The sequence below is a fragment of the Spirosoma luteolum genome (genome assembly GCF_054778875.1).
The window spans coordinates 153,565-175,227 of record NZ_BAAGZE010000001.1; the positions used below are offsets into that span (position 1 = coordinate 153,565).

The 21,663-nt window shown below is 57.6% G+C and carries 22 protein-coding genes; 13 read left to right on the plus strand and 9 right to left on the minus strand.

Annotation, left to right across the window (positions count from 1 at the left end):
• Positions 1-35: 35 nt before the first annotated feature.
• Positions 36-317: an iron-sulfur cluster assembly accessory protein gene (locus ACYVAC_RS00710; protein WP_461095957.1), complete on the minus strand. Its 282-nt coding sequence runs from the start codon at positions 315-317 to the stop codon at positions 36-38.
• 100 nt (positions 318-417) lie between these two features.
• On the opposite strand from ACYVAC_RS00710, the gene ACYVAC_RS00715 reads away from it, so the two are divergent.
• On the plus strand, positions 418-942 hold the full coding sequence (locus ACYVAC_RS00715) for a DUF7935 family protein (protein ID WP_461095620.1): 525 nt from the start codon (positions 418-420) through the stop codon (positions 940-942).
• Positions 943-947: 5 nt separating this feature from the next.
• Here ACYVAC_RS00715 and ACYVAC_RS00720 read toward each other — a convergent pair whose 3' ends face one another.
• The 3 genes from ACYVAC_RS00720 to ACYVAC_RS00730 are packed head-to-tail and all read right to left on the minus strand — an operon-like array spanning position 948 to position 2,911.
• A complete protein-coding gene (locus tag ACYVAC_RS00720; RefSeq protein ID WP_461095621.1) occupies positions 948-1,790 on the minus strand; it encodes a beta/alpha barrel domain-containing protein in 843 nt (280 codons plus the stop codon).
• A complete protein-coding gene (locus tag ACYVAC_RS00725) occupies positions 1,787-2,137 on the minus strand; it encodes a transmembrane 220 family protein (RefSeq protein ID WP_461095622.1) in 351 nt (116 codons plus the stop codon). The genes ACYVAC_RS00720 and ACYVAC_RS00725 overlap by 4 nt, the downstream gene beginning before the upstream one ends.
• Positions 2,138-2,188: 51 nt before the next feature.
• Positions 2,189-2,911, minus strand: a complete 723-nt coding sequence (locus ACYVAC_RS00730) for a tetratricopeptide repeat protein (RefSeq protein ID WP_461095623.1) — start codon at positions 2,909-2,911, stop codon at positions 2,189-2,191.
• A gap of 257 nt (positions 2,912-3,168) precedes the next feature.
• Between ACYVAC_RS00730 and galK the strand changes: the two genes are divergently transcribed.
• The 5 genes from galK to ACYVAC_RS00755 all read left to right on the plus strand — a co-directional run bounded on the left by galK (position 3,169) and on the right by ACYVAC_RS00755 (position 7,902).
• Positions 3,169-4,335, plus strand: a complete 1,167-nt coding sequence (gene galK / locus ACYVAC_RS00735; RefSeq protein WP_461095624.1) for a galactokinase — start codon at positions 3,169-3,171, stop codon at positions 4,333-4,335.
• Positions 4,336-4,438: 103 nt separating this feature from the next.
• On the plus strand, positions 4,439-5,107 hold the full coding sequence (gene fsa, locus ACYVAC_RS00740; RefSeq protein WP_461095625.1) for a fructose-6-phosphate aldolase: 669 nt from the start codon (positions 4,439-4,441) through the stop codon (positions 5,105-5,107).
• Between the two features lie 131 nt (positions 5,108-5,238).
• Positions 5,239-5,919 (plus strand): cell division ATP-binding protein FtsE, encoded by a 681-nt coding sequence (locus ACYVAC_RS00745; RefSeq protein WP_461095626.1) that lies wholly within the window; start codon positions 5,239-5,241, stop codon positions 5,917-5,919.
• A 79-nt stretch (positions 5,920-5,998) separates the two neighbouring features.
• Positions 5,999-6,925, plus strand: a complete 927-nt coding sequence (locus ACYVAC_RS00750) for a M20/M25/M40 family metallo-hydrolase (protein WP_461095627.1) — start codon at positions 5,999-6,001, stop codon at positions 6,923-6,925.
• A gap of 53 nt (positions 6,926-6,978) precedes the next feature.
• On the plus strand, positions 6,979-7,902 hold the full coding sequence (locus tag ACYVAC_RS00755; RefSeq protein WP_461095628.1) for an aspartate carbamoyltransferase catalytic subunit: 924 nt from the start codon (positions 6,979-6,981) through the stop codon (positions 7,900-7,902).
• On the opposite strand, the gene ACYVAC_RS00760 is transcribed toward ACYVAC_RS00755, so the two are convergent.
• Positions 7,897-8,481 carry a peptidylprolyl isomerase gene (locus ACYVAC_RS00760; protein ID WP_461095629.1) on the minus strand — a complete coding sequence of 195 codons (585 nt, stop codon included), beginning with the start codon at positions 8,479-8,481 and terminating at the stop codon, positions 7,897-7,899. The genes ACYVAC_RS00755 and ACYVAC_RS00760 overlap by 6 nt on opposite strands.
• Positions 8,482-8,777: 296 nt before the next feature.
• Between ACYVAC_RS00760 and ACYVAC_RS00765 the strand changes: the two genes are divergently transcribed.
• From ACYVAC_RS00765 to ACYVAC_RS00775, 3 genes are all read left to right on the plus strand, one after another.
• Entirely contained in the window at positions 8,778-9,881 is a 1,104-nt protein-coding gene (locus tag ACYVAC_RS00765; RefSeq protein WP_461095630.1) for a vWA domain-containing protein, read from the plus strand.
• Positions 9,882-9,984: 103 nt separating this feature from the next.
• On the plus strand, positions 9,985-10,797 hold the full coding sequence (locus ACYVAC_RS00770) for a serine hydrolase (protein ID WP_461095631.1): 813 nt from the start codon (positions 9,985-9,987) through the stop codon (positions 10,795-10,797).
• A gap of 60 nt (positions 10,798-10,857) precedes the next feature.
• On the plus strand, positions 10,858-11,538 hold the full coding sequence (locus ACYVAC_RS00775; protein WP_461095632.1) for a uracil-DNA glycosylase family protein: 681 nt from the start codon (positions 10,858-10,860) through the stop codon (positions 11,536-11,538).
• Between the two features lie 55 nt (positions 11,539-11,593).
• Here the strand turns inward: ACYVAC_RS00775 and ACYVAC_RS00780 are convergent, their stop codons facing one another.
• Positions 11,594-12,130, minus strand: coding sequence for a lipocalin family protein (locus ACYVAC_RS00780; protein WP_461095633.1), 537 nt, complete (start codon positions 12,128-12,130; stop codon positions 11,594-11,596).
• A 166-nt stretch (positions 12,131-12,296) separates the two neighbouring features.
• Between ACYVAC_RS00780 and ACYVAC_RS00785 the strand changes: the two genes are divergently transcribed.
• Together ACYVAC_RS00785 and ACYVAC_RS00790 are read left to right on the plus strand one after the other, a co-directional pair.
• Positions 12,297-13,640 (plus strand): alpha-L-fucosidase, encoded by a 1,344-nt coding sequence (locus ACYVAC_RS00785; RefSeq protein WP_461095634.1) that lies wholly within the window; start codon positions 12,297-12,299, stop codon positions 13,638-13,640.
• 26 nt (positions 13,641-13,666) lie between these two features.
• Positions 13,667-14,497 (plus strand): SGNH/GDSL hydrolase family protein, encoded by an 831-nt coding sequence (locus ACYVAC_RS00790; RefSeq protein ID WP_461095635.1) that lies wholly within the window; start codon positions 13,667-13,669, stop codon positions 14,495-14,497.
• Positions 14,498-14,545: 48 nt separating this feature from the next.
• Here ACYVAC_RS00790 and ACYVAC_RS00795 read toward each other — a convergent pair whose 3' ends face one another.
• Entirely contained in the window at positions 14,546-15,499 is a 954-nt protein-coding gene (locus tag ACYVAC_RS00795) for a glutaminyl-peptide cyclotransferase (RefSeq protein WP_461095636.1), read from the minus strand.
• A 567-nt stretch (positions 15,500-16,066) separates the two neighbouring features.
• Here ACYVAC_RS00795 and ACYVAC_RS00800 point away from each other — a divergent pair.
• On the plus strand, positions 16,067-16,387 hold the full coding sequence (locus ACYVAC_RS00800) for a heavy metal-binding domain-containing protein (RefSeq protein ID WP_461095637.1): 321 nt from the start codon (positions 16,067-16,069) through the stop codon (positions 16,385-16,387).
• Between the two features lie 73 nt (positions 16,388-16,460).
• Here ACYVAC_RS00800 and ACYVAC_RS00805 read toward each other — a convergent pair whose 3' ends face one another.
• The gene (locus tag ACYVAC_RS00805) at positions 16,461-18,002 is read right to left on the minus strand and encodes a magnesium chelatase (protein ID WP_461095638.1); all 1,542 of its coding nucleotides are present in this window, start codon (positions 18,000-18,002) and stop codon (positions 16,461-16,463) included.
• 188 nt (positions 18,003-18,190) lie between these two features.
• Here ACYVAC_RS00805 and ACYVAC_RS00810 point away from each other — a divergent pair, with 188 nt between their 5' ends.
• Positions 18,191-19,987 (plus strand): IPT/TIG domain-containing protein, encoded by a 1,797-nt coding sequence (locus ACYVAC_RS00810; RefSeq protein ID WP_461095639.1) that lies wholly within the window; start codon positions 18,191-18,193, stop codon positions 19,985-19,987.
• 81 nt (positions 19,988-20,068) lie between these two features.
• Here the strand turns inward: ACYVAC_RS00810 and radA are convergent, their stop codons facing one another.
• On the minus strand, positions 20,069-21,454 hold the full coding sequence (gene radA, locus ACYVAC_RS00815; protein WP_461095640.1) for a DNA repair protein RadA: 1,386 nt from the start codon (positions 21,452-21,454) through the stop codon (positions 20,069-20,071).
• Between the last annotated feature and the right edge of the window lie 209 nt (positions 21,455-21,663).

The following is a 21,663-nucleotide window of genomic DNA, read 5'->3' on the forward strand; positions in this document are numbered from 1 at the left end:
TTACGAAAAAAGCCCATAACGAGTCCGCTGACGGTTTAGCTTCCTTTCTCAACGGTAAAACCACCGGGCTCGTACCCGATTTCTACCCCCAGCACATAGAGTAAATGCTTACGGTCGATAATGATCCGGACACCGTCAACGTTATAGACCTCGTCGGCCGGACCGGGCTGGTCGAAACCCAGCAGCCACGACGCTCCACAGCCCCCCCCTCTCACGCCCACCCTCAACCCATAATCAGCCGGTATTTTATTGGCTTGCAGCGTGGCTTCGATAGCCTGCCGGGCGGTATCGTGAACGAGTACGGGGTTATTGAGCATGGGGTTCATCGGAGGGTCAGCAGCACCGCCAGCCGGGCAGTAACCAGTTGGCGTCCTTTACAAATTTATTCAATTTTGCCCAACAATTCATTGTCTGTACATGGAACTACTGAGCGACTTTTTAAAGCTTCTGGTGCCCGCCGGGCTGGTTTTATACGGTATGTACACCACCGTCCGACTCCTGCTCGACCGGGAAGCCGCCCGCTACCGCCACGACACCCAGGCCCGCTATACCGACGCCGTGGTACCGGTGCGCCTGCAGGCCTACGAGCGCATGGTGCTGTTTCTCGAACGAATCAGCCCCAACAACCTGCTGCTCCGGCTTGGCAACAGCGCTACCTCGGTTCTCGAACTGCAACAGCGACTCCTTCAGGAGATCCGCGATGAGTACAACCATAATCTCTCGCAGCAGGTCTACATGAGCCAGGATGCCTGGGATCAGATTCAGCAGGCCATGAACGATGTAACGACGCTCATTAACCAGGCCTCGGGCGATACACGCCCCGATGCACCGGCCCTCGAGCTATCGAAACGAATTTTCGAGCGCATTATTCAGAAAGATACACAGCCAACCGCAGCGGCTCTGAAAGCTGTCAAGACCGAGATTCAGGCGATGTTCATGTAGCTGGCTCAGTGCCCGAATACCTGCGTCGACAGGGCCAGCGCTTCCTGCCAGGCCGTTTCGTCGAGTGCCAGCGGAAACCCTTCGGCCGCCAGTACGGGCCGGATCAGTTCGGTAGGCAAATTACCCGTCAGGCTGTCGGCAGCCATCGGACACCCACCGAAACCCCGCAACGCCCCATCGATTCGGCGCACGCCGGCCCGGATAGCGGCTTCAGCCTTGGCGGCAGCCTGCTCGGGCAGGGCGTGGAGGTGGGCACCAAACGAAACGGCTGGGTACGTGCCGATCAGGTGCCGAAACAACTGATCGATCTGATCGGGGGTCGACGAGCCCACCGTGTCGGAGGGAGCCACGATGCGAACGCCCAGATCGGCTAGCTGATCTACCTGCGCGGCTACCAGCGCCGGGCTGTAGGGATCGCCATACGGATTACCAAAACCCATCGACAGATACACAACCAGTTCACGGCCAGCTCCTGCACATAGTTGCTGCATAGTGGCGACCTCGGTCAATGCCTGCGCAATCGACTTACCCGTGTTGCGCTGCTGAAATGTTTCGGATACTGATAACGGGAAGCCCAAGTACTGAATGGCCGTATGTGTCAGGGCCGTTTCGGCACCACGCACATTGGCAACAATGGCCAGTAGTCGGGTGTTGCCGGGCTCCAGCTGCGCCAGTACATCGGCCGTATCGCGAAGCTGGGGAATCACTTTCGGCGATACGAAGCTGCCGAAATCGAGCGTGTCGAACCCAACCCGCAGCAAGGCATTGAGATACCTGATTTTCAGATCAGTGGGCACAAAATGCGCCAAGCCCTGCATGGCATCACGCGGACATTCGATCAGTTTCATAGGCGGATCGTTCGACGCGACAGCACGGCCAGCACCGCCATAACCAGTGCCGTAATGGCAAGCCCCCCGGCCTCGCGGGCCAGTTCGATATTCAAACTCCGCATACCGACCTCGCTAAACAGAAAGCCCTCAAAAACCGGGGGCCACTGATACACGGCCGCTACCAGATAAAACAGGGCCATGATGGCCAGAAACCACCATCTGGCCAACCCGGCCCAGGCCATGAAGCAGGCAGCCGCAGCCAGCCCGTAAATCGGCACCCAGACCTGCGGATCGGGATCGTTGTATTGCAGCGCGGCAAACAACAGAAAAACAACGCCGAAGACAATGGCAATGAGTTTACGCATGGGTAGTTAGGCAAAACGTTGAGCCGGCAAAAGACTGCGGGCCGGCGCGGGTTACTTACTGCAGTACTCGGCAACGGCGTTGGCCGCGTCGGCATAACCAAGCTGTTGGGCCTGTTTTAGACTCAGGCACCCGCCCTCCCGGTTGTTTTGTAGCACCTGTGCGATACCCAGTCCGTAAAACGCCTTGCCGAATGCCGGATCGGCCTGCACAGCCTGCTGAAAATCAGCCGTGGCGCCGGCCAGGTTCTTTTGCTGGAAGTATAAATTGCCTCGGTTGTAAAGGGCCAGTGCGTTTCGGGGGTCGAGTTTGATGGCCTGGCTGAAATCGGTCAGAGCCGCCTGCGGCTGTTCCTGCGCGGCAAAGAGTTGCCCCCGGTTGAGGTAAATTTCGGAGCTCATGCGCCGGCTCGAATCCGGCGCCAGCCGGATGGCTTCTGAATAGTCTTTGAGGGCCCCGTCGAGGTTGTTCTGTGCTACCTTCAGCAGCCCCCGGTTGTAGTAAGGGCGGTACGACTCGGGTTTGAGTTTGATGGCCTGATCGTAGTCGAGCGCGGCATTGCTGTATTCTTTCAGTTCAAAATAAGCCACGCCCCGGCTGTTAAACGCTTCGGCATTATCGTCGTCGGCCTCCACCGCCTGGTTCAGCACCGGCAAAGCTTCCCGAAATTTGCCTTCATTCATTAATTTTCGCCCCTGCTCCACTAAATCATCTGATGAGGTACAGGCACTGACACTGACCAGAATACCCACCAGAATACCTTTCCAATCCTTCATGTTACGAACTATTTTGCGACAAAGGTACGGGCGAAATTTGGTCGTTTGCGCAACATTGCCTTAACTTTGCATCGGCAAATCGGTGCTACCAGCTCCTGCTGAATCCCCCAGGTCTTGACCGAAGCAAGGGTAGGTGGTCGTAGCGGTGAGACATTGGTTTGCCATTTTTTTTTATCATTTTGGGGGTAATGTCCTCCCCCACCGGTCTTTAGTAAAGCGCAGCCCCGTTCGGCTGCCTTTTTAGTTATTTACCCGACATGACCCTGTCTGAACAGCTGACCGCTGCCTACGCCCAACTCGTTCAATCCGATTCTTCCCCGGCGCTGCCGGTGCTCGTTTGCTCGCCCGGCCGCGTTAACCTCATTGGCGAACATACCGACTATAACCACGGCTTTGTGATGCCGGCGGCTATCGACAAGGCCATTTATCTGGCCGCTGGTCTGCGCACAGACAACCGGGTTCATTTTTTCGCCCTCGATCTCGACGAGCACTACGAAGCCGACCTATCTGACCTGGCTCCAACCCATACCTGGGCCGATTACCTGCTGGGCGTTGTAGCCCAGTTCCGGCTGGCCGGCCACACTGTCGGCGGGTTCAACTGCGTGTTCAGTGGCACCATTCCGATGGGCGCCGGCCTGTCATCGTCGGCAGCGCTCGAAAACGGGGTTGGTTTCGTACTCAACGAACTGATGGGCCTCGGTCTCGACCGCCTGACCCTGCTGCGTTTTTCGCAGCGTGCCGAGAACGAATTTGTCGGGGCCAAGGTAGGCATCATGGATATGTTTGCCAGCATGATGGGCCGCGCCGATCACGTTATCAAACTCGACTGCCGGTCGCTGACCTACACCTATGCCCCGCTGCGGATGGATGGTTTCCGGATTGTGCTCTGCGATTCGCGGGTGAAACATTCGCTGGTCACGTCTGAGTACAATACCCGGCGGGCCGAGTGCGAATCGGGCGTCCGGTTTCTGCGCAACTTTTACCCGGAGGTCGAGAGCCTGCGCGATGTAACCATGGCCATGCTCGACCAGCACCTGCGGGATACCGAGCCGCTGATCTACCGCCGGTGTGCCTATGTTGTGCAGGAAAATGCCCGGGTAGTAGCCGCCGAAGCAGCGCTGTCGGCCGGTGATCTGGCGGCTTTCGGGCAGCTTATGTACGGTTCGCACGAAGGCCTCAGCAAGCAGTACGAGGTAAGCTGCCCCGAACTCGACCTGCTGGTCGAACTGGCCCGGACCCAGCCCGGCGTGCTGGGCGCACGTATGATGGGGGGCGGCTTCGGCGGCTGCACCATCAACCTGGTCGAAGAAGCCGCGCTCGATAGCTTTAGTGAGCGCATCCGGCAACAATACCATGAGCGTACCGGAAAAGATACGTACCTTCATGCCTGTACACTGCAGGACGGTACCCACCGGCTCAACTGATTTAGTTTGGCTTTACTGCCGACCTTAGCCGGAATCTTACCTATTTTTGCCGACGCAACCGACTGGTCCTGTTCAGTGTCGGCACGACGAAACACTCCTTACCATGAAATTTTTCATTGACACGGCCAATCTGGCCGACATCCGCGAAGCCCAGGAAATGGGTATTCTCGACGGCGTTACTACCAACCCTTCGCTGATGGCCAAAGAAGGCATCACCGGCAAAGACAACGTGATGCGCCACTACAAGCAAATCTGCGAAATCGTGCAGAGCGATGTCAGCGCTGAGGTTATCTCCGTTAAATACGAAGAGATGATCAAAGAAGGCGACGAACTCGCCGAGCTCGACGAAAATATCGTTGTAAAGATCCCGATGACGGCCGATGGCATCAAGGCCATTAAATACTTCTCCGAAAAAGGTATCCGTACCAACTGTACGCTTATCTTCTCGGCAGGTCAGGCGCTGGTAGCCGCCAAAGCCGGTGCTTCGTTCGTGTCGCCCTTCGTTGGCCGTCTTGATGATATCTCGACCGACGGTATGGCCCTGATCGAGCAGATCGTGACCATCTTCACCAACTACGGTTACGATACGGAAGTGCTGGCCGCTTCGGTTCGTCACCCGATGCACATCATCCAGTGCGCCGAAATCGGTGCCGACGTGATGACCTCGCCCCTGAGCGTGATTAAGGCTCTGCTGAACCACCCCCTGACCGACAGCGGTCTGGCGAAGTTCCTGGCCGACCACGAGAAAGCCAATTTGCCCGTTAAGAAGTAATTTTCTAGACAGGATTACAGGATTGACGGGTATCGAGCTGGCGGCAGATCGCCAGTAAACCGGTGGAGTTTCGTTCGACAACGCCACGGGCAACCCGGCCAAGCCTGTAATCCTGTCTTTTTTTCAACGCTATGTTTTCATCCGAACCCGTTCTAAGCCTCGATCACGCCGATATCTATCAGGGCACTAAACTCGTTCTGGGCGACGTGACCTTTCAGATCAACAAGGGCGAATTTGCGTATCTGATTGGCCGGACGGGTAGTGGAAAATCATCGCTTCTGAAAACGCTCTACGCCGATTTATGGCTGCAGAGCGGCAAAGGCCACGTGGCTGGTTTTGCGCTCGAAGCGCTCAAGCCCCGCGATGTGCCGCAACTCCGCCGGAAAATCGGCATCGTTTTTCAGGACTTTCAGCTCTTTACCGATCGGTCGGTCGAAGAGAACCTGCGCTTCGTACTCAAAGCCACCGGCTGGACGTCGAAAAATGATATCAACAACCGCATTGCCGATGTGCTGATGCAGGTTGGTTTGGGCACGGCCCAGAAAAAGATGCCCCACCAGCTCTCGGGGGGCGAGCAACAGCGGGTTGTCGTTGCCCGCGCTATGCTGAACGAACCAAAGATTCTGATTGCCGATGAACCGACGGGCAATCTCGACCCCGCCGTTTCGGATCAGATTATGAAAGTGTTCCAGACCATCAACGCGTCTGGCACGGCCATTCTGATGGCAACCCACAACTACGAACTGCTCAATAAATACCCGGCTCGCGTACTACGCTGCCAGGATGGGCAGGTTATTGAACTGGCGGGCTAACCCCGCCGGATTCGCCCCGAGACCCAACCTGGCTGCTCCTTACGTCGACAGCGGCCAACCGTTCCTTCCACTAGTCCGTATGCGCTTTTTTTTGCTCCTGTTCCTGCTGCCTGCGCTGGTGCTGGCACAAGCCCCTACGCCCGGCCGCATTCGGCGGCACGTTCGATACCTGGCCTCCGATGCCATGCAGGGCCGAGGCACGGGAAGTCCCGAAAATGCCAAAGCAGCACAGTATATCGAAACCGCCTTTCGTCGGTATGGCCTGAAGCCACTGGGTACATCCGGCTACCGGCAACCATTTACGGCCCGGGTCCGGCGCGTGGTGGTGCCCGACAGCCTGCGTCCGGCCGAAAACGTGATTGGGTTTCTCGACAATGGTGCGCCTTACACGATCGTGATCGGAGCGCATTACGATCACCTGGGCTTGGGCCGGCAGGGCAGTTCGCTCGATTCGCTGCCGCAGGGCAAGATTCACAACGGCGCCGACGACAACGCATCGGGCGTGGCGGGGCTGCTGGAACTGGCGCGCCACTACACCCGTAACAAAACAACCGAGCCTTACAACCTGCTGTTTATGGCCTTTGGTGCCGAAGAGCTGGGGCTGCAGGGCTCGCGCTACTTCCTAAACAACCCGACAGTACCCCTGTCTACGCTGAACGTTATGATCTGTATGGACATGATCGGGCGTTATAATCCCGAGCGGGGCGTAGGCATTGGCGGATACGGTACGAGCGATGCCTGGCCGGGGGTATTTGCCGGCGTAACGAGTCCCATCCGGTTTTTCACCGATCGGGCGGGCAACGGCGGTTCCGACAACGCGGCTTTCTACGCCAAGCAGATTCCGGTTCTGTTTTTCCACACGGGTGGCCACCCCGATTACCACCGCCCCGGCGACGACGCCGACAAGATCGACGCAAAGGCCGAAGCGCATATTCTGGCGCTGGCGATAACCCTCATCGACCGGGCCATGCAGGTACCGAAACAGCTGTTTACAGCCGTGAAGTAGGCCCTATTCTGTTCCCGTGCTATCTTTGCCCCGCTAATTTCCTGACTGCTCTTATGGCCCAATCGCTCAGCGTCCGCCACCTGGTGGGCATCAAAGACCTGACTGAATCTGATATTCAACTTATTCTGGAAACGGCCGGACAGTTTAAAGAAGTTATCAATCGCCCCATTAAGAAAGTGCCGTCGTTGCGCGATGTGACCATTGCCAACGTTTTTTTCGAGAACTCGACCCGTACCCGGCTGTCGTTTGAGCTGGCGGAGAAGCGGCTTTCGGCCGACGTGGTCAACTTCTCGGCGTCGGGCAGCTCGGTCAAGAAAGGCGAAACCCTGCTCGATACGGTCAACAACATCCTGGCTATGAAGGTCGACATGGTGGTGATGCGGCACAGCAGCCCCGGCGCCCCTCACTACCTCACCAGGCACATTCGGGCCAATGTGGTCAATGCCGGCGATGGCACCCACGAACACCCTACCCAGGCCCTGCTCGACTCGTTTTCGATCCGCGAAAAACTGGGCGACGTGGCCGGTAAGCGTATTGCCATCATCGGCGACATTACCCACTCGCGCGTGGCGCTGTCCAATATTTTCTGTCTGCAGAAGCAGGGCGCCGAGGTGATGGTATGCGGGCCCAAAACGCTGATACCAAAACACATCGAAGCGCTGGGCGTGCGCGTCGGGCATGATGTGCGGGCGGCCCTGGCCTGGTGCGATGTCGCCAACGTGCTGCGTATTCAGCTTGAACGGCAGCAGATCAAATACTTTCCGTCGCTGCGTGAGTACGCCCAGTATTTTGGCATTTCAAAGCAGATGCTCGACGAACTCGATCGTCCCATCGTGCTGATGCACCCCGGCCCCATCAACCGCGGGGTTGAACTGACGTCTGATGCGGCTGACTCGGCCCACAGCATTATTCTCGATCAGGTCGAAAACGGCGTGGCCGTGCGGATGGCGGTGCTGTACCTGCTGGCGCAGCTATAACCGGCCCGTATAACCCAGTTTTTTCAGCTCGGGAGCCGTCAGGTGCAATACGCGCACCCGGAGCGGTACCGGCACGAGTGGGGTGTCGGTCGAGTCGGTTTTCAGGGCACACAGGGCGTCGACAACCGCCATGCCTTTGAACACCTGCCCAAACACCGTGTATTTATCGTCGAGCCGGGACAGTCCGGCCTTATTCTGTACGATGTAGAACTGACACCCGGCCGACAGCATACCGGGATTGTTATCGCGCCCGGCCCCCACGGCGCCGTAAACGTGCCGGATCGTCGGTACAAATTCAGGCTTCAGCAGGTAGGGCGAATCGGCGAAGCCGGCCGGTGTGTCGGGGCAGCCGCCCTGCGCCACAAAGTTGGGTATCACCCGATTGAACGTCAGTGAGTCCCAATAGGCTGCGTTGGCCAGTTTCTCGAAACTGGCTTTATGGGCTGGGGTTTCGTCGTACAGCCAGAAAAGTATTTCGCCCAGGCGGGTGTTGATCTGCCCAACCGCGTACGTTTTGGGTGGCTTGGGAGCACTGGACAGCAGCGCCAGCTGGAGAAAAAGCAGGAGAGCGTAGGGCATACACACACAGGAAAGAGTAAACGACGTTGAAGGTAGGGTAAAGCCAACAGATCAGCAACGTCGCCGTATCGACGAAACCGCCGTAATCGCCCGGACGGGGCGCAAACCGGGTTACTTTTTGGGTATATTTGGTAAGGCTTCCGGCCACTGGGCTACTCCCCGCCGGCCCGCCAACCGATACGCCCTGCCCCAGCCCGGCCGACCGAACAAATCTGGAAAGCAGGGTGTTCTTTTTACACCGGCCATCTGGCCCGATGCGCCCGCAACGGCTCATTCGCAAACCCACGCATAGATTCATGAAAGGCTTTCACTTTTCCGATTACGTACCCCCTGAGAAACAGGAAGGCAGCAAGTTCGATCAGCTGCTCAACATTTTTCAGCAACTTCTGTTGCTGACGTCGGGCGATGTGGAACAGGCCATGTCGTGGATGAGCCAACTCGACCGGCAGTATAGCCTAACCGACGATAAATACGGCATTGGCAACTTTTTCGACGATCTGAAGGAGAAAGGCTACCTGACCGAGTCGAACGAAGAAGGCAAAATTGTGATGACACCCAAGAGCGAGCAGACCATTCGTCGCTCGGCCCTTGAGGAGATTTTTGGCAAGCTCGAACGGTCTAAATCGGGCGGCAACCACCGCACACCCTACACCGGCACCGGCGACGAACTGAGCAGCGATCTGCGCGCCTATCAGTTTGGCGACACGCTCGAACAGATTTCGATGACGGAGTCGATCAAGAATGCCCAGATCAACAGCGGGGTCGACGAGTTCCGGCTCATGGAAAGCGATCTGGAAGTAACCGAGAAGGAGCAGAAAACGCAGACGTCGACGGTGCTGATGATCGATATCAGCCACTCGATGATTCTGTACGGCGAAGACCGCATTACTCCGGCCAAAAAAGTAGCCCTGGCCCTGACCGAGCTGATTAAGGTGAAGTATCCGAAAGACACGCTCGATATTGTGGTGTTTGGCAACGACGCCTGGCAGATTCAGGCCAAAGACCTGCCGTATCTGGAAGTGGGGCCCTACCACACCAACACCGTAGCCGGCCTGGAACTGGCCATGGACCTGCTGCGCCGGCGCAAAAACAAGAACAAGCAAATTTTCATGATCACAGACGGCAAACCGACCTGTTTGAAAGAAGGGATCAAATACTATAAAAACTCGTTTGGCCTCGACCGCAAGGTGGTGAGCAAAACCCTGACCCTGGCGGCTCAGGCCCGTCGGCTCGAAATTCCGATCACGACCTTTATGATTGCCTCGGACCCCTATCTGAAGCAGTTCGTGCAGGAGTTTACGAAGGTCAACAACGGTCGCGCTTACTACAGCGGCCTGCAGGGGCTGGGCAACATGATGTTCGAGGATTTTCAACGCAACCGCCGGAAAAACATCAAGTAAGGCACTGACCGGCGTATCTTCGACCATGCGTCGTTTGGTCAGCCGTTTTTTTCAACAGACTATCAAGCGAGTCGGGGCCTGTGCTCCGACTCTTTTTTTACTCATGACCCATTCCGCTGCGGTCAATGGTCAGGCAACCCGCCTGCTGGCCGACAGTCTGACCAGCCTGTTCCGGCAGCACCCGCAGGCAACGATCAACCTGGCCGTGCAGTCGCTCACCGATTCGACTCAGGCCTACTCCCTCCGTGCCGACGAACCGGTTCCCTCGGCCAGTGTCATCAAGCTGCCCATCCTGATCGAAGCGATGGAGCGGGCGAAGGCGGGTACGCTCGATCTGGGCGAGATTCATATTCTGACCGATTCAGAGAAAGTCGGCGGCACGGGCGTTCTGAACACGTACTCACACCGTAGCCGCATCGCCTACGCCGACCTGCTGCGGCTGATGATGGTGTACAGCGACAATACGGCCACGAATATCCTGATCAACGAACTGAGTATGGCGGCCATCAACGGGCGGATGCACACCCTTGGCCTGACTGGCAGCCGGCTCAACCGCCTGATGATGGACACACTAGCGGTGCGCGAAGGACGCGAGAATTACGTGACGGCCCGCGACATGAACCAGCTGCTGATCCGTATCGACCGAAAGCAACTGGCTACGCCGGAGTTGTGCGGGCAGATGCTCGGGCTGCTGCGGCAGAATGAGGACACCCTGACCATACCTCGCCTGTTGCCGGCGGGCACAGTAGTGGCTCACAAAACCGGCATACTGCCCTATGTGCGGGGCGACGCAGGCCTCATCTACGCCCCCCGCCCCTTCGTGCTGTCGGTATTTGTGCAGGGTGTACCGACGCCAGAAGCCGAACAACTGATTGCCGATGTGGCCCGTATTTGTTATGACCTGCTGGGACGTTGAGATGACTACTGTCAACAAAGCAACCCGCCCGGGAGCACGTTGTTGACAGCCAAACCAGTTATGACTATGCCAACCTTTGCCGATCGGGCCATTGCTTACTACCAGTCGCTGACGGCCCCAACCGGGCTGCCAGCCGGCGTCGACGTACTGAATCCGTACCGGCAACCGGCCGTGCAGGCCATTGTGCGGCAGTTCTACGAGCAGTTTTACGCCGACCCCACGCCCCGGGTGTTCGTGCTGGGTATCAATCCGGGGCGGTTCGGGGCGGGGGTCACCGGTATTTCGTTTACTACCCCTCAGAACCTGCGCCGGTATTGCGGCATTGCCAACGACCTGCCCGACACGCCCGAACTGTCGAGCCGGTTCATCTATCAGGTCGTTGACGCTTTCGGTGGCGCTCAGGCCTTCTACCAACGCTTTTTTCTGACCTCGCTGTTTCCGCTGGCCCTGGTTCGCCACGGCAGGAACTATAATTTCTACGACGACGCCCAGACAACAGCAGCCCTGTGGCCGGCCCTGGAAACTGCCGTTCAAACCCAGCTTTCGTTTGGTGCCGACCGCCGGGTGGCCATTTGTCTGGGGCAAAAAAATGCCCGCTACCTGCAACGCCTGAACGACCAGTGCGGGTTCTTCGGACGCCTGGAAACGCTGGATCACCCGCGTTACATCCTGCAATACAAAAGTCGGCAGCTGACCACCTATCTCGACCGTTACCTGCAAACCCTGTACGACTGCCTGTAAATGCAGCCGCCCGGCCTGTCTGAGCAGGCCGGGCGGGTCAGCGTATCCATCCTCATCAGGCTTTAGAGAGTACCAGCGTCACCCGGTAATTCTCCGGCTTCCCGTCGCCATCGTAATCTTCCTGTTCCTGACCGCTTAGCTGCAGCGTATTGCCGACCGTAGCCACGTCGTAAGTCTGGCTGCCCGACGAATCGGTGATGGTGAGTTTCGAGCCGTCGAGCTTCCAGCTGGCATTGTCTTCCACCGGGTTGGTGTCGATTGCGGCCGTACTGCATTTCGGGCCGGGCACCGATGTGACCTTGCCCGAAGCCGCGAACGTGATTTTGGTGGTTGTCAGGCAGGCCACAATATCGGCGCCCAGGTTGTTAGGCAGGTCGCGCAGGGCGGCCAGCAGGTCGTTGGATTTTTTGCCAGTCTGCAGCAGATCGACGCCCGGATCGATGGTGTAGCCCGTAACCACCCAGGTACCCACTACGGCCGACGTGGCCGGTGCGGGATCGCCGGTACTGCTTTTACTGCAACTGGCCAGCCAGACCAGCAAAACGATCAGCAGCAGGCTGCTGCCGGAACGGAAAAATGGAAATGTAGTCATGATCGTCAGTAACGATGTGTGTGATTGGTTATCGGCACCAAAACTGTAAAAACCAGCCTTTGTCTGTCTGATTGATTGAGTAATCGGCAAAATCCGTTCGCTGGCGGTCGGCGGGGGCAGTAGTAAAAGCCGGGGGACGACCGCTTTTCGGCTAAACCACTCAGCTATGCGTTTCTTTTTTTTCCTGCTTTTCCTCTGCGTCAGCGCGGCTATTCGAGCCCAGTCGGCTTATCAGCCCACCCCCGACAATCTGGCTGCCCGCCGGGCCTTTCAGGACGATAAGTTTGGCCTGTTTATTCACTGGGGTGTGTACAGCCAGCTGGCAGCCGGCGAATGGGTCATGAATAACCAGAAAATCCCGGTTCGCGACTACGAACGGCTGCCGGGCTTTTTCAACCCCATTGCCTTCGACGCTAATGAATGGGTGAGCATGGCCAAAAACGCCGGCATGAAATACATCACCATCACCAGCAAACACCACGACGGGTTTGCCATGTATGATTCTAAGGTTTCGGACTACGACATCGTGGACCGGACGCCCTACAAAAAAGATATTCTGAAAGCCCTGGCCGAGGCCTGCCGGGCGCAGGGGCTCAAACTCTTTGTGTATCACTCGCACCTCGACTGGCACCACCCCGATTATTTCCCGCGCGGTCGAACGGGGCAGTTCACGGGTCGGCCCAACAGCGGATCATTCGAGAAGTACCTGCAGTATATGGATACCCAGCTCACCGAGATTCTGACCAACTACGGCCCCATTGGCGGCATCTGGTTCGACGGCTGGTGGGATCAGTCGGCCGATGATGCCGGCCATACGGGGGCCACTGCCCCGGCCAGCAAAACCGGCATCGACTGGAAACTCGACCGCACCTATTCGCTGATTCACCGGCTGCAGCCCGCCTGCCTCATCGGCAATAACCACCACGTAGCGCCGTTTCCGGGCGAAGATTTCCAGATGTTTGAAAAAGATTTACCCGGCAGCAAAACGACGGGCTTCAACGAAGCACAGACCATTGGCCAGCTCCCGCTCGAAACCTGTGAGACCATGAACGGCGCCTGGGGCTACAACATCAACGACCATAACTACAAGAGCACCAAAACGCTGGTTCAGTATCTGGTGAAAGCCGCCGGCCACAACGCCAACTTTCTGCTTAACGTAGGCCCGATGCCTAACGGGCAGGTGCAGCCCGAGTTTGTGAAGACGCTGGCCGAGATGGGAAGCTGGACCAAAGCCAACGGCGAAACCATTTATGGCACCCGGGGTGGACCCGTACCAGCCCGCGACTGGGGTGTCAGCACGGCGAAGGATAACAAAGTATATATCCACATCCTGAACTGGGCCGACCGGCAGCTAAGCCTGCCCGCTCTGCCCGGCAAAATCAAATCGGCCCGGTTGTTTGCCGGCAAACAGCCCGTGTCGGTGCGCCAGTCGGCCGACGGTGTGGTGCTGACACTGCCTACTGCCCCCGCGGCCGATGCCATCGATACAATCGTTGAACTGGAGATGTAATAAGCCGGTCAACCGGCTATCCGTTTATGAACCGATTCATTTGCGGGCTGCTGCTGCTGGGGTTGCTGGGTAGCTGGCAACAGCCCCAACCCGTACGCTGGACCGCCATTGGTGACTCGATCACCTACCTCAACGACCATCCCAACGAAACCGGCAACCGCATCACCAGGGGATACATGACCCGTGTGGTCGAACGCCTGCCGCACCTGCAGTATAGTAACCAGGGGCACAACGGCTGGACGTCGGGGCAGATTGCCGGCGCCATCGACACGCTGGGCCTGACCCCTGCCGATCTGTACACGGTTTTTCTGGGCACCAACGACTGGTGGCGGGGCCGCCCCCTGGGCACTCTGGCCGACTACCGAAATAAACGCGGCAACGGCACTGTTTACGGCTCGTTTCGCATCATCATCGATAAGCTGCGCAGCCTGAACCCGCAGGCGCATATTGTGCTGATCACGCCCATGCAGCGGGCCGATTTTGTGTATATCAACAACCCGCGCAACAACGCCTACGGTTCGTACAAACCTAAAAACGGACAAACGCTGGCTTCGTTTGCCCAGGCCATCGACTCCATTGGCCGGGCCGAGCAACTGCCCGTGGTCGACTTATACAGACTTCGCAGTCTGCGGCTCGATAAGCTGGTCAAGTTCAAGCGATTGAAGAACCCGCAGACCGGTCAGTACACGAATTACCGCTATCCGGCCTACGTCGACATTCCGTTCGACCCCGCCACCGACGAGTACCCCTACCCGGCCGACGCTATCGACCGCACCTACGATGGCCTGCACCCGTCCGACGAAGGCTATGCGCTCATTGCCCGTGCGTTGATCAACGTAATCCGGAGGATGGATTGACGCCTATCATTTTGCGATGATACCCTGTCAAACCGACCGTGCTGTTTGCTAGGGACGGAATCGCTGAATGCTGAAGTCGCGGGCGTTACCAGTTTCTCCAATGCGGGCGTTGAGCGTAAAGAGCTGGTTGTTTACGGCTACGCTGGTTGTTGCCCCCGTATACACGTCAGCGTCGTATTTCAGAATTGTCGCACTCTGCCAGTTATCGGTGCTTCGCACCTGCGCCACCCGGTTGCCGCCCGTTACAACATACAAGTCATTGTTCAGCAGCGTCAGGCCATCACCGGGTAATGCCGCTGGTAGACTTATTTCCGTTACCGTGTTTGCGTTTGCCAGATCCACCTTGTAGAGTTTGCCCTGCCCGGTGTTGGCAACGATCAGGTAGCCATCCGGATGATAAACGATGCCGTTCAGACCAAACGTCGGGCTGCTGAATCGCGTATTGTCGCGCACCAGCACGCTGGCGTCGCCCGCTGTGGTAACCCGGTAAATGACGGGCGAAAACGAATCGGTTACGTAAGCCGTACCGTCCGGCGCAATCGTTACGTCGTTGGCAAAATTTGGTTCGGCAGCCGGAATCAGGGCGGCCAGATCGGTGCGTCGTTCTACCTGCCGGGTTGCCAGATTGAACACCACCAATTCGGCTTTCTGGCGTGTGGTGGCCGCGCTGCTTCTATCCGATCGTCCCTGATCGCTGTTGCAGACAAATACCCGGCCACCCGCCACTTTTATGCCGATAGCGGCAATCAGGCCAGGATCGGTCAGCAGGTCTTCATAACGCCCATCAATGGTAACTGTACCCACCTTACCTTGGGGAATGGATGAAACCAGAAATCGATCCAGTTGCGACGAGTAAGCGATACCTTCAGGGTACTGCCGTTCGGCCACAAAATTGATGCGCTCCGGAAAAAGCGCATTCGGGCTGCTGCGGTGATCTTCGCAGGCAGTCAATGTAGCTGCGAACAGGCAGGCCGACGTAATGGAGTAAAACGAGTTTTTCACAACGGAAGCGCGTTTGAGTAGATTGAATAAACTGATTACCAATGCAGGCAGGCATTTCTATTCCACTAAATTGGTGTACATTAAAATTGTTTTAATGTAGCCCCCGATCAGGCTCATTCTACAGGAAAACCTATCTGCTGATCAATACATGACACCTGTCACATTAGTCAGATTGGCGGAAACGCGGTTTTTTTAAACCAATCCAAAACAGGCAGCAAGTTTCGTAAACGGTGTTGCACGCATACTGAGCAGATAGCTGGATTTACCCGTTTATCAGCACCTGTTCATCTATCTGTAAAGCACCTATCTGCGGTCTTTATCCTGTGCTCCGTTTTTCGTACAACCAGCGCCCAGTCCATCGTTCAGATCACCCCATCGGATCTGAGGACCAGTTCGGCGGCTCGTGGCGTGATGCCCTACCCGGCACGCCGTTGCAGAGCCCGGATCGACCGGCGTACGATGCCTGATTGACCCGCTGTTGATTGCCCCACCACTCCGTTTTCAAACGGCCAGACTGGCTTCGTGCCGAAAAACGGTTAAGTTTGGTATTAAAACAGGCCGTTTTCTATGCTGATCACCACTACGTCGACTATCGAAGGCAAACGAATCACTAAATACATAGGCATCGTCAATGGCGAAGCCATCATCGGTGCCAACATCGTCAAAGACTTTTTCGCCAACATCCGCGATGTGGTGGGCGGCCGGTCGGGGGCCTACGAGCAGGGTCTACGCGAAGCCAAAAGCATTGCCCTCAAAGAAATGACCGACCAGGCCACCCGGCTGGGGGCCAACGCCATTATCGGGGTCGACCTCGACTACGAAACCATTGGTGGCAGTGGCTCCATGCTCATGGTATCGGCCAACGGCACGGCTGTCGTGATCGAGTAACGTACTTTCAAAAAGGCAAGGCCCCTCATCCACGATGGATAAGGGGCCTTGCTATAGTAACGAACAACGGCGTTTAGTACCGGTCGTCATCGTCTTCTTCCTCTTCCTCATCGTCTTTGCCGAAGCTAGTACCCGCACTGAACATTGAGCCAAGCAGGTCTTTGAACGTCTGGCCGGTGTCCATAGCCTGTTTACCTACGAGCGAGTGTTCGGCGATACCGTGCAGGGCAAACTCCATCATGAACAGCTTCTCGGCCTTGCTCAGCCGGGGGTGCAGCTGGTCGACCAGATCGTCGAGACCGTCGATGGTTTTTAGCCGGGCTTCGTAATCGCGGTTGGTCAGGTCGTTCAGAATATCCATCGTGTTGCCCTCGCCAAACCAGTCGGTGATTTTGCGGTAGGGGTTACCCCGCTTGTCTTTCTTGGCTTTTTCGGGGTTAGGGAAATACTGCAGGAACTGATTCCGGATGGCTTTGCCGATCAGGTTCTGCGCCACGATGACGGGGCCTTCGACTTCGCCTTCATACACCAGCTCGACCTTACCACAGATGGCTGGTACCACGCCGTACAGATCGGCAATGCGCACCTGCGTTTCTTTCTCGCCATTGATAAGCGCCCGTCGTTCGGCGGCCGACAGCAGGTTTTCGTAGGCCGAGATGGTCATCCGGGCCGAAACGCCACTTTTAGCGTCGACGTATTCGCTTTCGCGGGCTTCCAGCGCGATCTGTTCGATCAGGTCGGTAACCAGCTCATTGCTTTTGACCATGCTCTTCTGCTCGTTTTTCACAACGGCTTCCTGCATCGTAATCTTCTTCCCGATCTCGATCGATTTCGGGTAGTGGGTCACAATCTGCGAATCGATCCGGTCTTTCAGGGGCGTCACAATGCTGCCCCGATTCGTGTAATCTTCGGGGTTCGCCGTAAACACAAACTGGATATCGAGCGGGAGCCGGAGTTTGAAACCCCGAATCTGGATATCGCCCTCCTGCAGAATGTTGAACAGCGACACCTGAATACGGGCCTGCAAATCGGGCAGCTCGTTGATCACGAAAATGCAGCGGTTCGAGCGCGGAATGAGGCCGTAGTGAATGGTACGCTCATCGGAGTAAGGCAGTTTGAGCGTAGCCGCTTTGATAGGGTCGACATCGCCCACGAGATCGGCCACCGATACATCGGGCGTAGCCAGTTTTTCGGTGTATCGTTCGTCGCGATGCATCCAGCTGATGGGCGTCTGGTCACCCTGCTCGGCAATCAGATCGACGGCGAAACGCGACAGGGGCTGCAGCGGATCGTCGTTGAGTTCGGAACCCGCCACAACGGGTATGTATTCATCGAGCAGGTTAACCATCTGCCGGGCAATCCGGGTTTTGGCCTGGCCGCGCAGCCCCAGCAGGTTGATATGGTGCATCGACAGAATAGCCCGCTCAACATCGGGGATAACCGTGTCTTCGTAGCCCCAGATACCGGGAAAAACAACTTCTTTGGCCCGGATGCGCTCGATGAGGTTATCGCGGAGCTCCTGTTTGATAGTGCGGGTCTGATAACCAGCGGCTTTCAGCTCGCCAAGCGTGGTAATCTTGCGTAAATTCGATGCTTTCAGGCTGCGATAGTTCATTGGATCGTCAAGGAAAAATGGAGAACAAAGTGCGGGTTAGGGCGACTGGCCAATGGGTTGTCGGACAGCCTCCGGTGCATCTCTGTCTACTATGAAACCTAACAGGCTTTGTCGGAAAATGGTTTTTAGACGCCGAAAATGGCTACTTTTACTAGTCGTGCGTGGGACAGGGTTGTCCTCTGCTTTCTATGAGATCATTCGTATCCTGCTTTTTACTGGGTTGCCTGCTGGCCACGGTGCTGGCCTGCCGCGTGCAAACGACCCCGCCCGAACTGTCGGCCATTTCACCCACAACGGCCTACGTCGGACAGACGGTATCGCTCACTGGCTACCAGTTCGGCAATGACCCTGTGGTTACGTTCAGCAGCGGTACCACCGTGCTCAACGGCACGGTCAGCAGCGTGTCCGACAACCAGATACAGGCCACCGTGCCCCTGATTGCGCCGGGTCGTGCCACCGTCCGGGTGAGCAATGCGCAGGGCAGTTCAGACCCCCTGCCCATTACGGTGCAACAGCCGGCGCCCACCCTGCTGGCCATCAGCCCGGCCAATGGACTGCCCGGCACTACCGTTACCATATCAGGCCAGTACCTCAACCAGATACGCGCCGTTCGTTTCGATCAGCTGGCGGCTGTCATTCAGGATAGTACCGATCAGAAACTAACGCTGCAGGTGCCCAGTAGCCTGCAGCGCGGCCCAACGTTTATTGCTATCGTTACCGGGGGGGGCCAACTGGTTATCCCCTTCATCGTTGCCGCCCAGCCCACCATTACCAGCCTGTCGACCCGGCAGGCAAAACCCGGTACCGAACTGGTCATTCAGGGCACCAACCTGGGCGATGGCGTAGTGCGCATCAACGGCCTTGCTACCAACCGCGAGCAGACCACCACCAAAGCCACCGAGATCCGGACCATTATTCCGGCCAATGCGACCTCGGGCCTGGTTTCGGTCACGGTGTTCGACAAGCTGGTAGCCACCAGTACCGATAGTCTGAAAATTATTCTCCCCCCCGCCATTCTCGGCATCAGCACCGCCGAGGGTATTGCCGGCGACAAGATGCAGCTGGCCGGGCCGAACCTGCGCGACATCTCGGCGCTAACCTTCAACACCGTCAGTGTGCCTTATCGGGTACTCAACGATACGCTCCTCGAAGCTACCCTGCCCGCCCTCGGCGCGGCCGGCCTGTATACGATCGGGGTCAGCAGCGTGGGTGGCAGCGCCCAGTCGCCCCAGTCCTTTCTGTACTATACCGCCCCAACCAACGTGGTGCCAGCGCCCGTCAGACAATTGCGCGGCCAAGCCGTTACCATCACCGGCACCAGCCTCTACCGCATCACCGAGGCCCGCCTGAACGGACAGCTAATGCCCATAACGGGCCGGGTCGAGGGTACCAGCATTCAGATTACCTTGCCGGCAACGGCCACCAGCGGACTCATTACGCTGGCCAACCGGGCCGGCACCGGGGCCTCGTCTACGTTCCTGGTTGTGGTTCAGAAACCGGTGGTGACCGATGTGATTCCGCTGAAAGCCCGCCCCGGCGAACGGGTGGTACTGCGGGGTAGTTTCCTGCTCAACGCCCAGTTCTTCTTCACAGGCGCAGCGGCTGCGGCTGCCGACGGGGGAAAAAACGACGATGCCGAACGGTGGGTGCTCGTGCCGGCCGACGCCCAGACGGGGCCGATCCGCGTGACAAATGCCACCGGCGAAAGCTCGCAGACCGATATTTTCACGGTTATCCGGCTCGTAACGATCACCGACTTTACGCCAAAGACCGCCAAAGCTGGTGCCGAACTGACCATTACGGGGCAAAACCTGAGCAGTGTAACAGCCGTGAAATTCAACGGTGGAACGCTCAGCGCTCCCTTCCGGCTGTCGGGCTCCTCACTGCTTGTAACAGTGCCAACGGGAGCCGATGTCGGGCAGATCTGCCTGACCAACGACGCCGGTACGGCCTGCACCAGTGCCAACTTCACCCCGACAAAGTAACGTACCGACAAACCAGACGGGGCTCCCGGCCAACCCGGGTGGGTCAGGCGGGAGCCCCGATCGTCCAGAGAAGCTGGCTCGTTAAAGGAGCACAGCCTGAAATACTTCATCGAGCCGCGATACGGGTCGGATGTCGATCTTGTAGCCCTTTACGTCCAGCCCTTTCAGGTTGTAGCGGGAGATAAACATCTTTTTGAAGCCCAGTTTTTCGGCTTCGGCAATCCGTGATTCGATCCGGCTGACCGCGCGTACCTCGCCCCCCAGCCCGATCTCGGCCGCAAACGCCACCGACGGCGGAATGGCCAGGTCTTCGTAACTCGATACGACGGCGGCACATACGGCCAGATCAATTGCCGGATCTTCGACCCGAAGGCCCCCGGCGATGTTCAGGAATACATCCTGCTGCCCCAGCCGAAAACCTCCGCGCTTTTCGAGCACGGCCAGCAGCATATTGAGCCGTTTGGCATCGAAGCCGGTGCTGCTCCGCTGTGGCGTACCGTAGGTAGCCACGCTGACGAGTGCCTGACTCTCGATCATCAGCGGCCGGTTGCCCTCCAGCATCGATCCAATCGTCACACCGCTCAGGGCTTCGTCGCGCTGCGAAATCAGAATTTCCGACGGGTTGGTAACCTGCCGCAGCCCCGAGCCCAGCATCTCGTAGATCCCCAGTTCATCGGTGCTGCCAAAGCGGTTTTTGGTGGTCCGCAGAATCCGATAGGTCGTGTGCCGGTCGCCCTCGAAGGTCAGCACCGTGTCGACCATGTGCTCGAGCACTTTTGGCCCGGCCAGCGACCCCTCTTTGGTGATATGGCCGATCATGAACACCGGCACACCACTTTCCTTGGCGTACTTCATAAACTCGGCGGTGCATTCACGCACCTGCGACACGCTGCCCGCCCCCGATTCGACCAGGGCCGACTGCATGGTCTGAATCGAGTCGATGATGAGCACTTCCGGCTCGAAGTGCTCGACCACCCGGAAAATATTCTGGGTCGATGTTTCGGTCATCACGTGGCAGTCGCTCGTGGGCGCTTCGAGCCGTTCGGCCCGCATCTTGATCTGCTGTTCGCTTTCTTCGCCCGATACATAGAGCACGCGCAGACCCGCCAGGCTGAGCGCAATCTGCAGCAGCAGCGTAGACTTGCCGATACCGGGTTCGCCCCCGATCAGCACCAGCGACCCCTGCACAATGCCGCCCCCCAGCACCCGGTTCAGTTCAGCATCGGTAGTGGCAATGCGGGGCTGCTCTTCGTAGTTGATGGCATGAAGTGGCTTGGGTTTGGCGGCTACCCGGGCGTTGCCAGGCCCCGACGACGGGCTTCGCCAGCCCCCTTTTTCGGGTTCATCTTTCTGAACAACTTCTTCAACGATGGTATTCCATTCGCCACAGGCCGGGCAGCGCCCCATCCATTTGGCCGACTGGTTACCGCAATTCTGGCAGAAATAAGTAGTTTTTAGCTTGGCCATCAATCGATTATCAATAAGTCAGGCGGTGGCCGATCCCGTCGTTAAACCTCGTTGCGCATCCCGACTCTAAGACGCGGCAGCTACCGCAACGACGGGCCAGCCGGGGCACAAATGCCCCGTAATCAGAACGCCGTTTCCTCGAAATTAGTTGATCGCCCATACCCTGCCCGCTCAATTCACGTTAAACCAAAACGTCACAAACAGACTAC

Bases quoted from the DNA above. Each gene is read 5' to 3' on its own strand.
- ACYVAC_RS00765 (WP_461095630.1), top strand. From the start codon at position 8,778: ATGAAAGGCTTTCACTTTTCCGATTACGTACCCCCTGAGAAACAGGAA.
- ACYVAC_RS00715 (WP_461095620.1), top strand. From the start codon at position 418: ATGGAACTACTGAGCGACTTTTTAAAGCTTCTGGTGCCCGCCGGGCTG.
- ACYVAC_RS00780 (WP_461095633.1), bottom strand. From the start codon at position 12,130: ATGACTACATTTCCATTTTTCCGTTCCGGCAGCAGCCTGCTGCTGATC.
- ACYVAC_RS00810 (WP_461095639.1), top strand. From the start codon at position 18,191: ATGAGATCATTCGTATCCTGCTTTTTACTGGGTTGCCTGCTGGCCACG.
- ACYVAC_RS00805 (WP_461095638.1), bottom strand. From the start codon at position 18,002: ATGAACTATCGCAGCCTGAAAGCATCGAATTTACGCAAGATTACCACG.
- ACYVAC_RS00790 (WP_461095635.1), top strand. From the start codon at position 13,667: ATGAACCGATTCATTTGCGGGCTGCTGCTGCTGGGGTTGCTGGGTAGC.
- galK (WP_461095624.1), top strand. From the start codon at position 3,169: ATGACCCTGTCTGAACAGCTGACCGCTGCCTACGCCCAACTCGTTCAA.
- ACYVAC_RS00800 (WP_461095637.1), top strand. From the start codon at position 16,067: ATGCTGATCACCACTACGTCGACTATCGAAGGCAAACGAATCACTAAA.
- ACYVAC_RS00755 (WP_461095628.1), top strand. From the start codon at position 6,979: ATGGCCCAATCGCTCAGCGTCCGCCACCTGGTGGGCATCAAAGACCTG.
- fsa (WP_461095625.1), top strand. From the start codon at position 4,439: ATGAAATTTTTCATTGACACGGCCAATCTGGCCGACATCCGCGAAGCC.
- ACYVAC_RS00760 (WP_461095629.1), bottom strand. From the start codon at position 8,481: ATGCCCTACGCTCTCCTGCTTTTTCTCCAGCTGGCGCTGCTGTCCAGT.
- ACYVAC_RS00710 (WP_461095957.1), bottom strand. From the start codon at position 317: ATGCTCAATAACCCCGTACTCGTTCACGATACCGCCCGGCAGGCTATC.
- ACYVAC_RS00785 (WP_461095634.1), top strand. From the start codon at position 12,297: ATGCGTTTCTTTTTTTTCCTGCTTTTCCTCTGCGTCAGCGCGGCTATT.
- ACYVAC_RS00730 (WP_461095623.1), bottom strand. From the start codon at position 2,911: ATGAAGGATTGGAAAGGTATTCTGGTGGGTATTCTGGTCAGTGTCAGT.
- ACYVAC_RS00775 (WP_461095632.1), top strand. From the start codon at position 10,858: ATGACTATGCCAACCTTTGCCGATCGGGCCATTGCTTACTACCAGTCG.
- ACYVAC_RS00745 (WP_461095626.1), top strand. From the start codon at position 5,239: ATGTTTTCATCCGAACCCGTTCTAAGCCTCGATCACGCCGATATCTAT.
- ACYVAC_RS00720 (WP_461095621.1), bottom strand. From the start codon at position 1,790: ATGAAACTGATCGAATGTCCGCGTGATGCCATGCAGGGCTTGGCGCAT.
- ACYVAC_RS00770 (WP_461095631.1), top strand. From the start codon at position 9,985: ATGACCCATTCCGCTGCGGTCAATGGTCAGGCAACCCGCCTGCTGGCC.
- ACYVAC_RS00725 (WP_461095622.1), bottom strand. From the start codon at position 2,137: ATGCGTAAACTCATTGCCATTGTCTTCGGCGTTGTTTTTCTGTTGTTT.
- radA (WP_461095640.1), bottom strand. From the start codon at position 21,454: ATGGCCAAGCTAAAAACTACTTATTTCTGCCAGAATTGCGGTAACCAG.
- ACYVAC_RS00750 (WP_461095627.1), top strand. From the start codon at position 5,999: ATGCGCTTTTTTTTGCTCCTGTTCCTGCTGCCTGCGCTGGTGCTGGCA.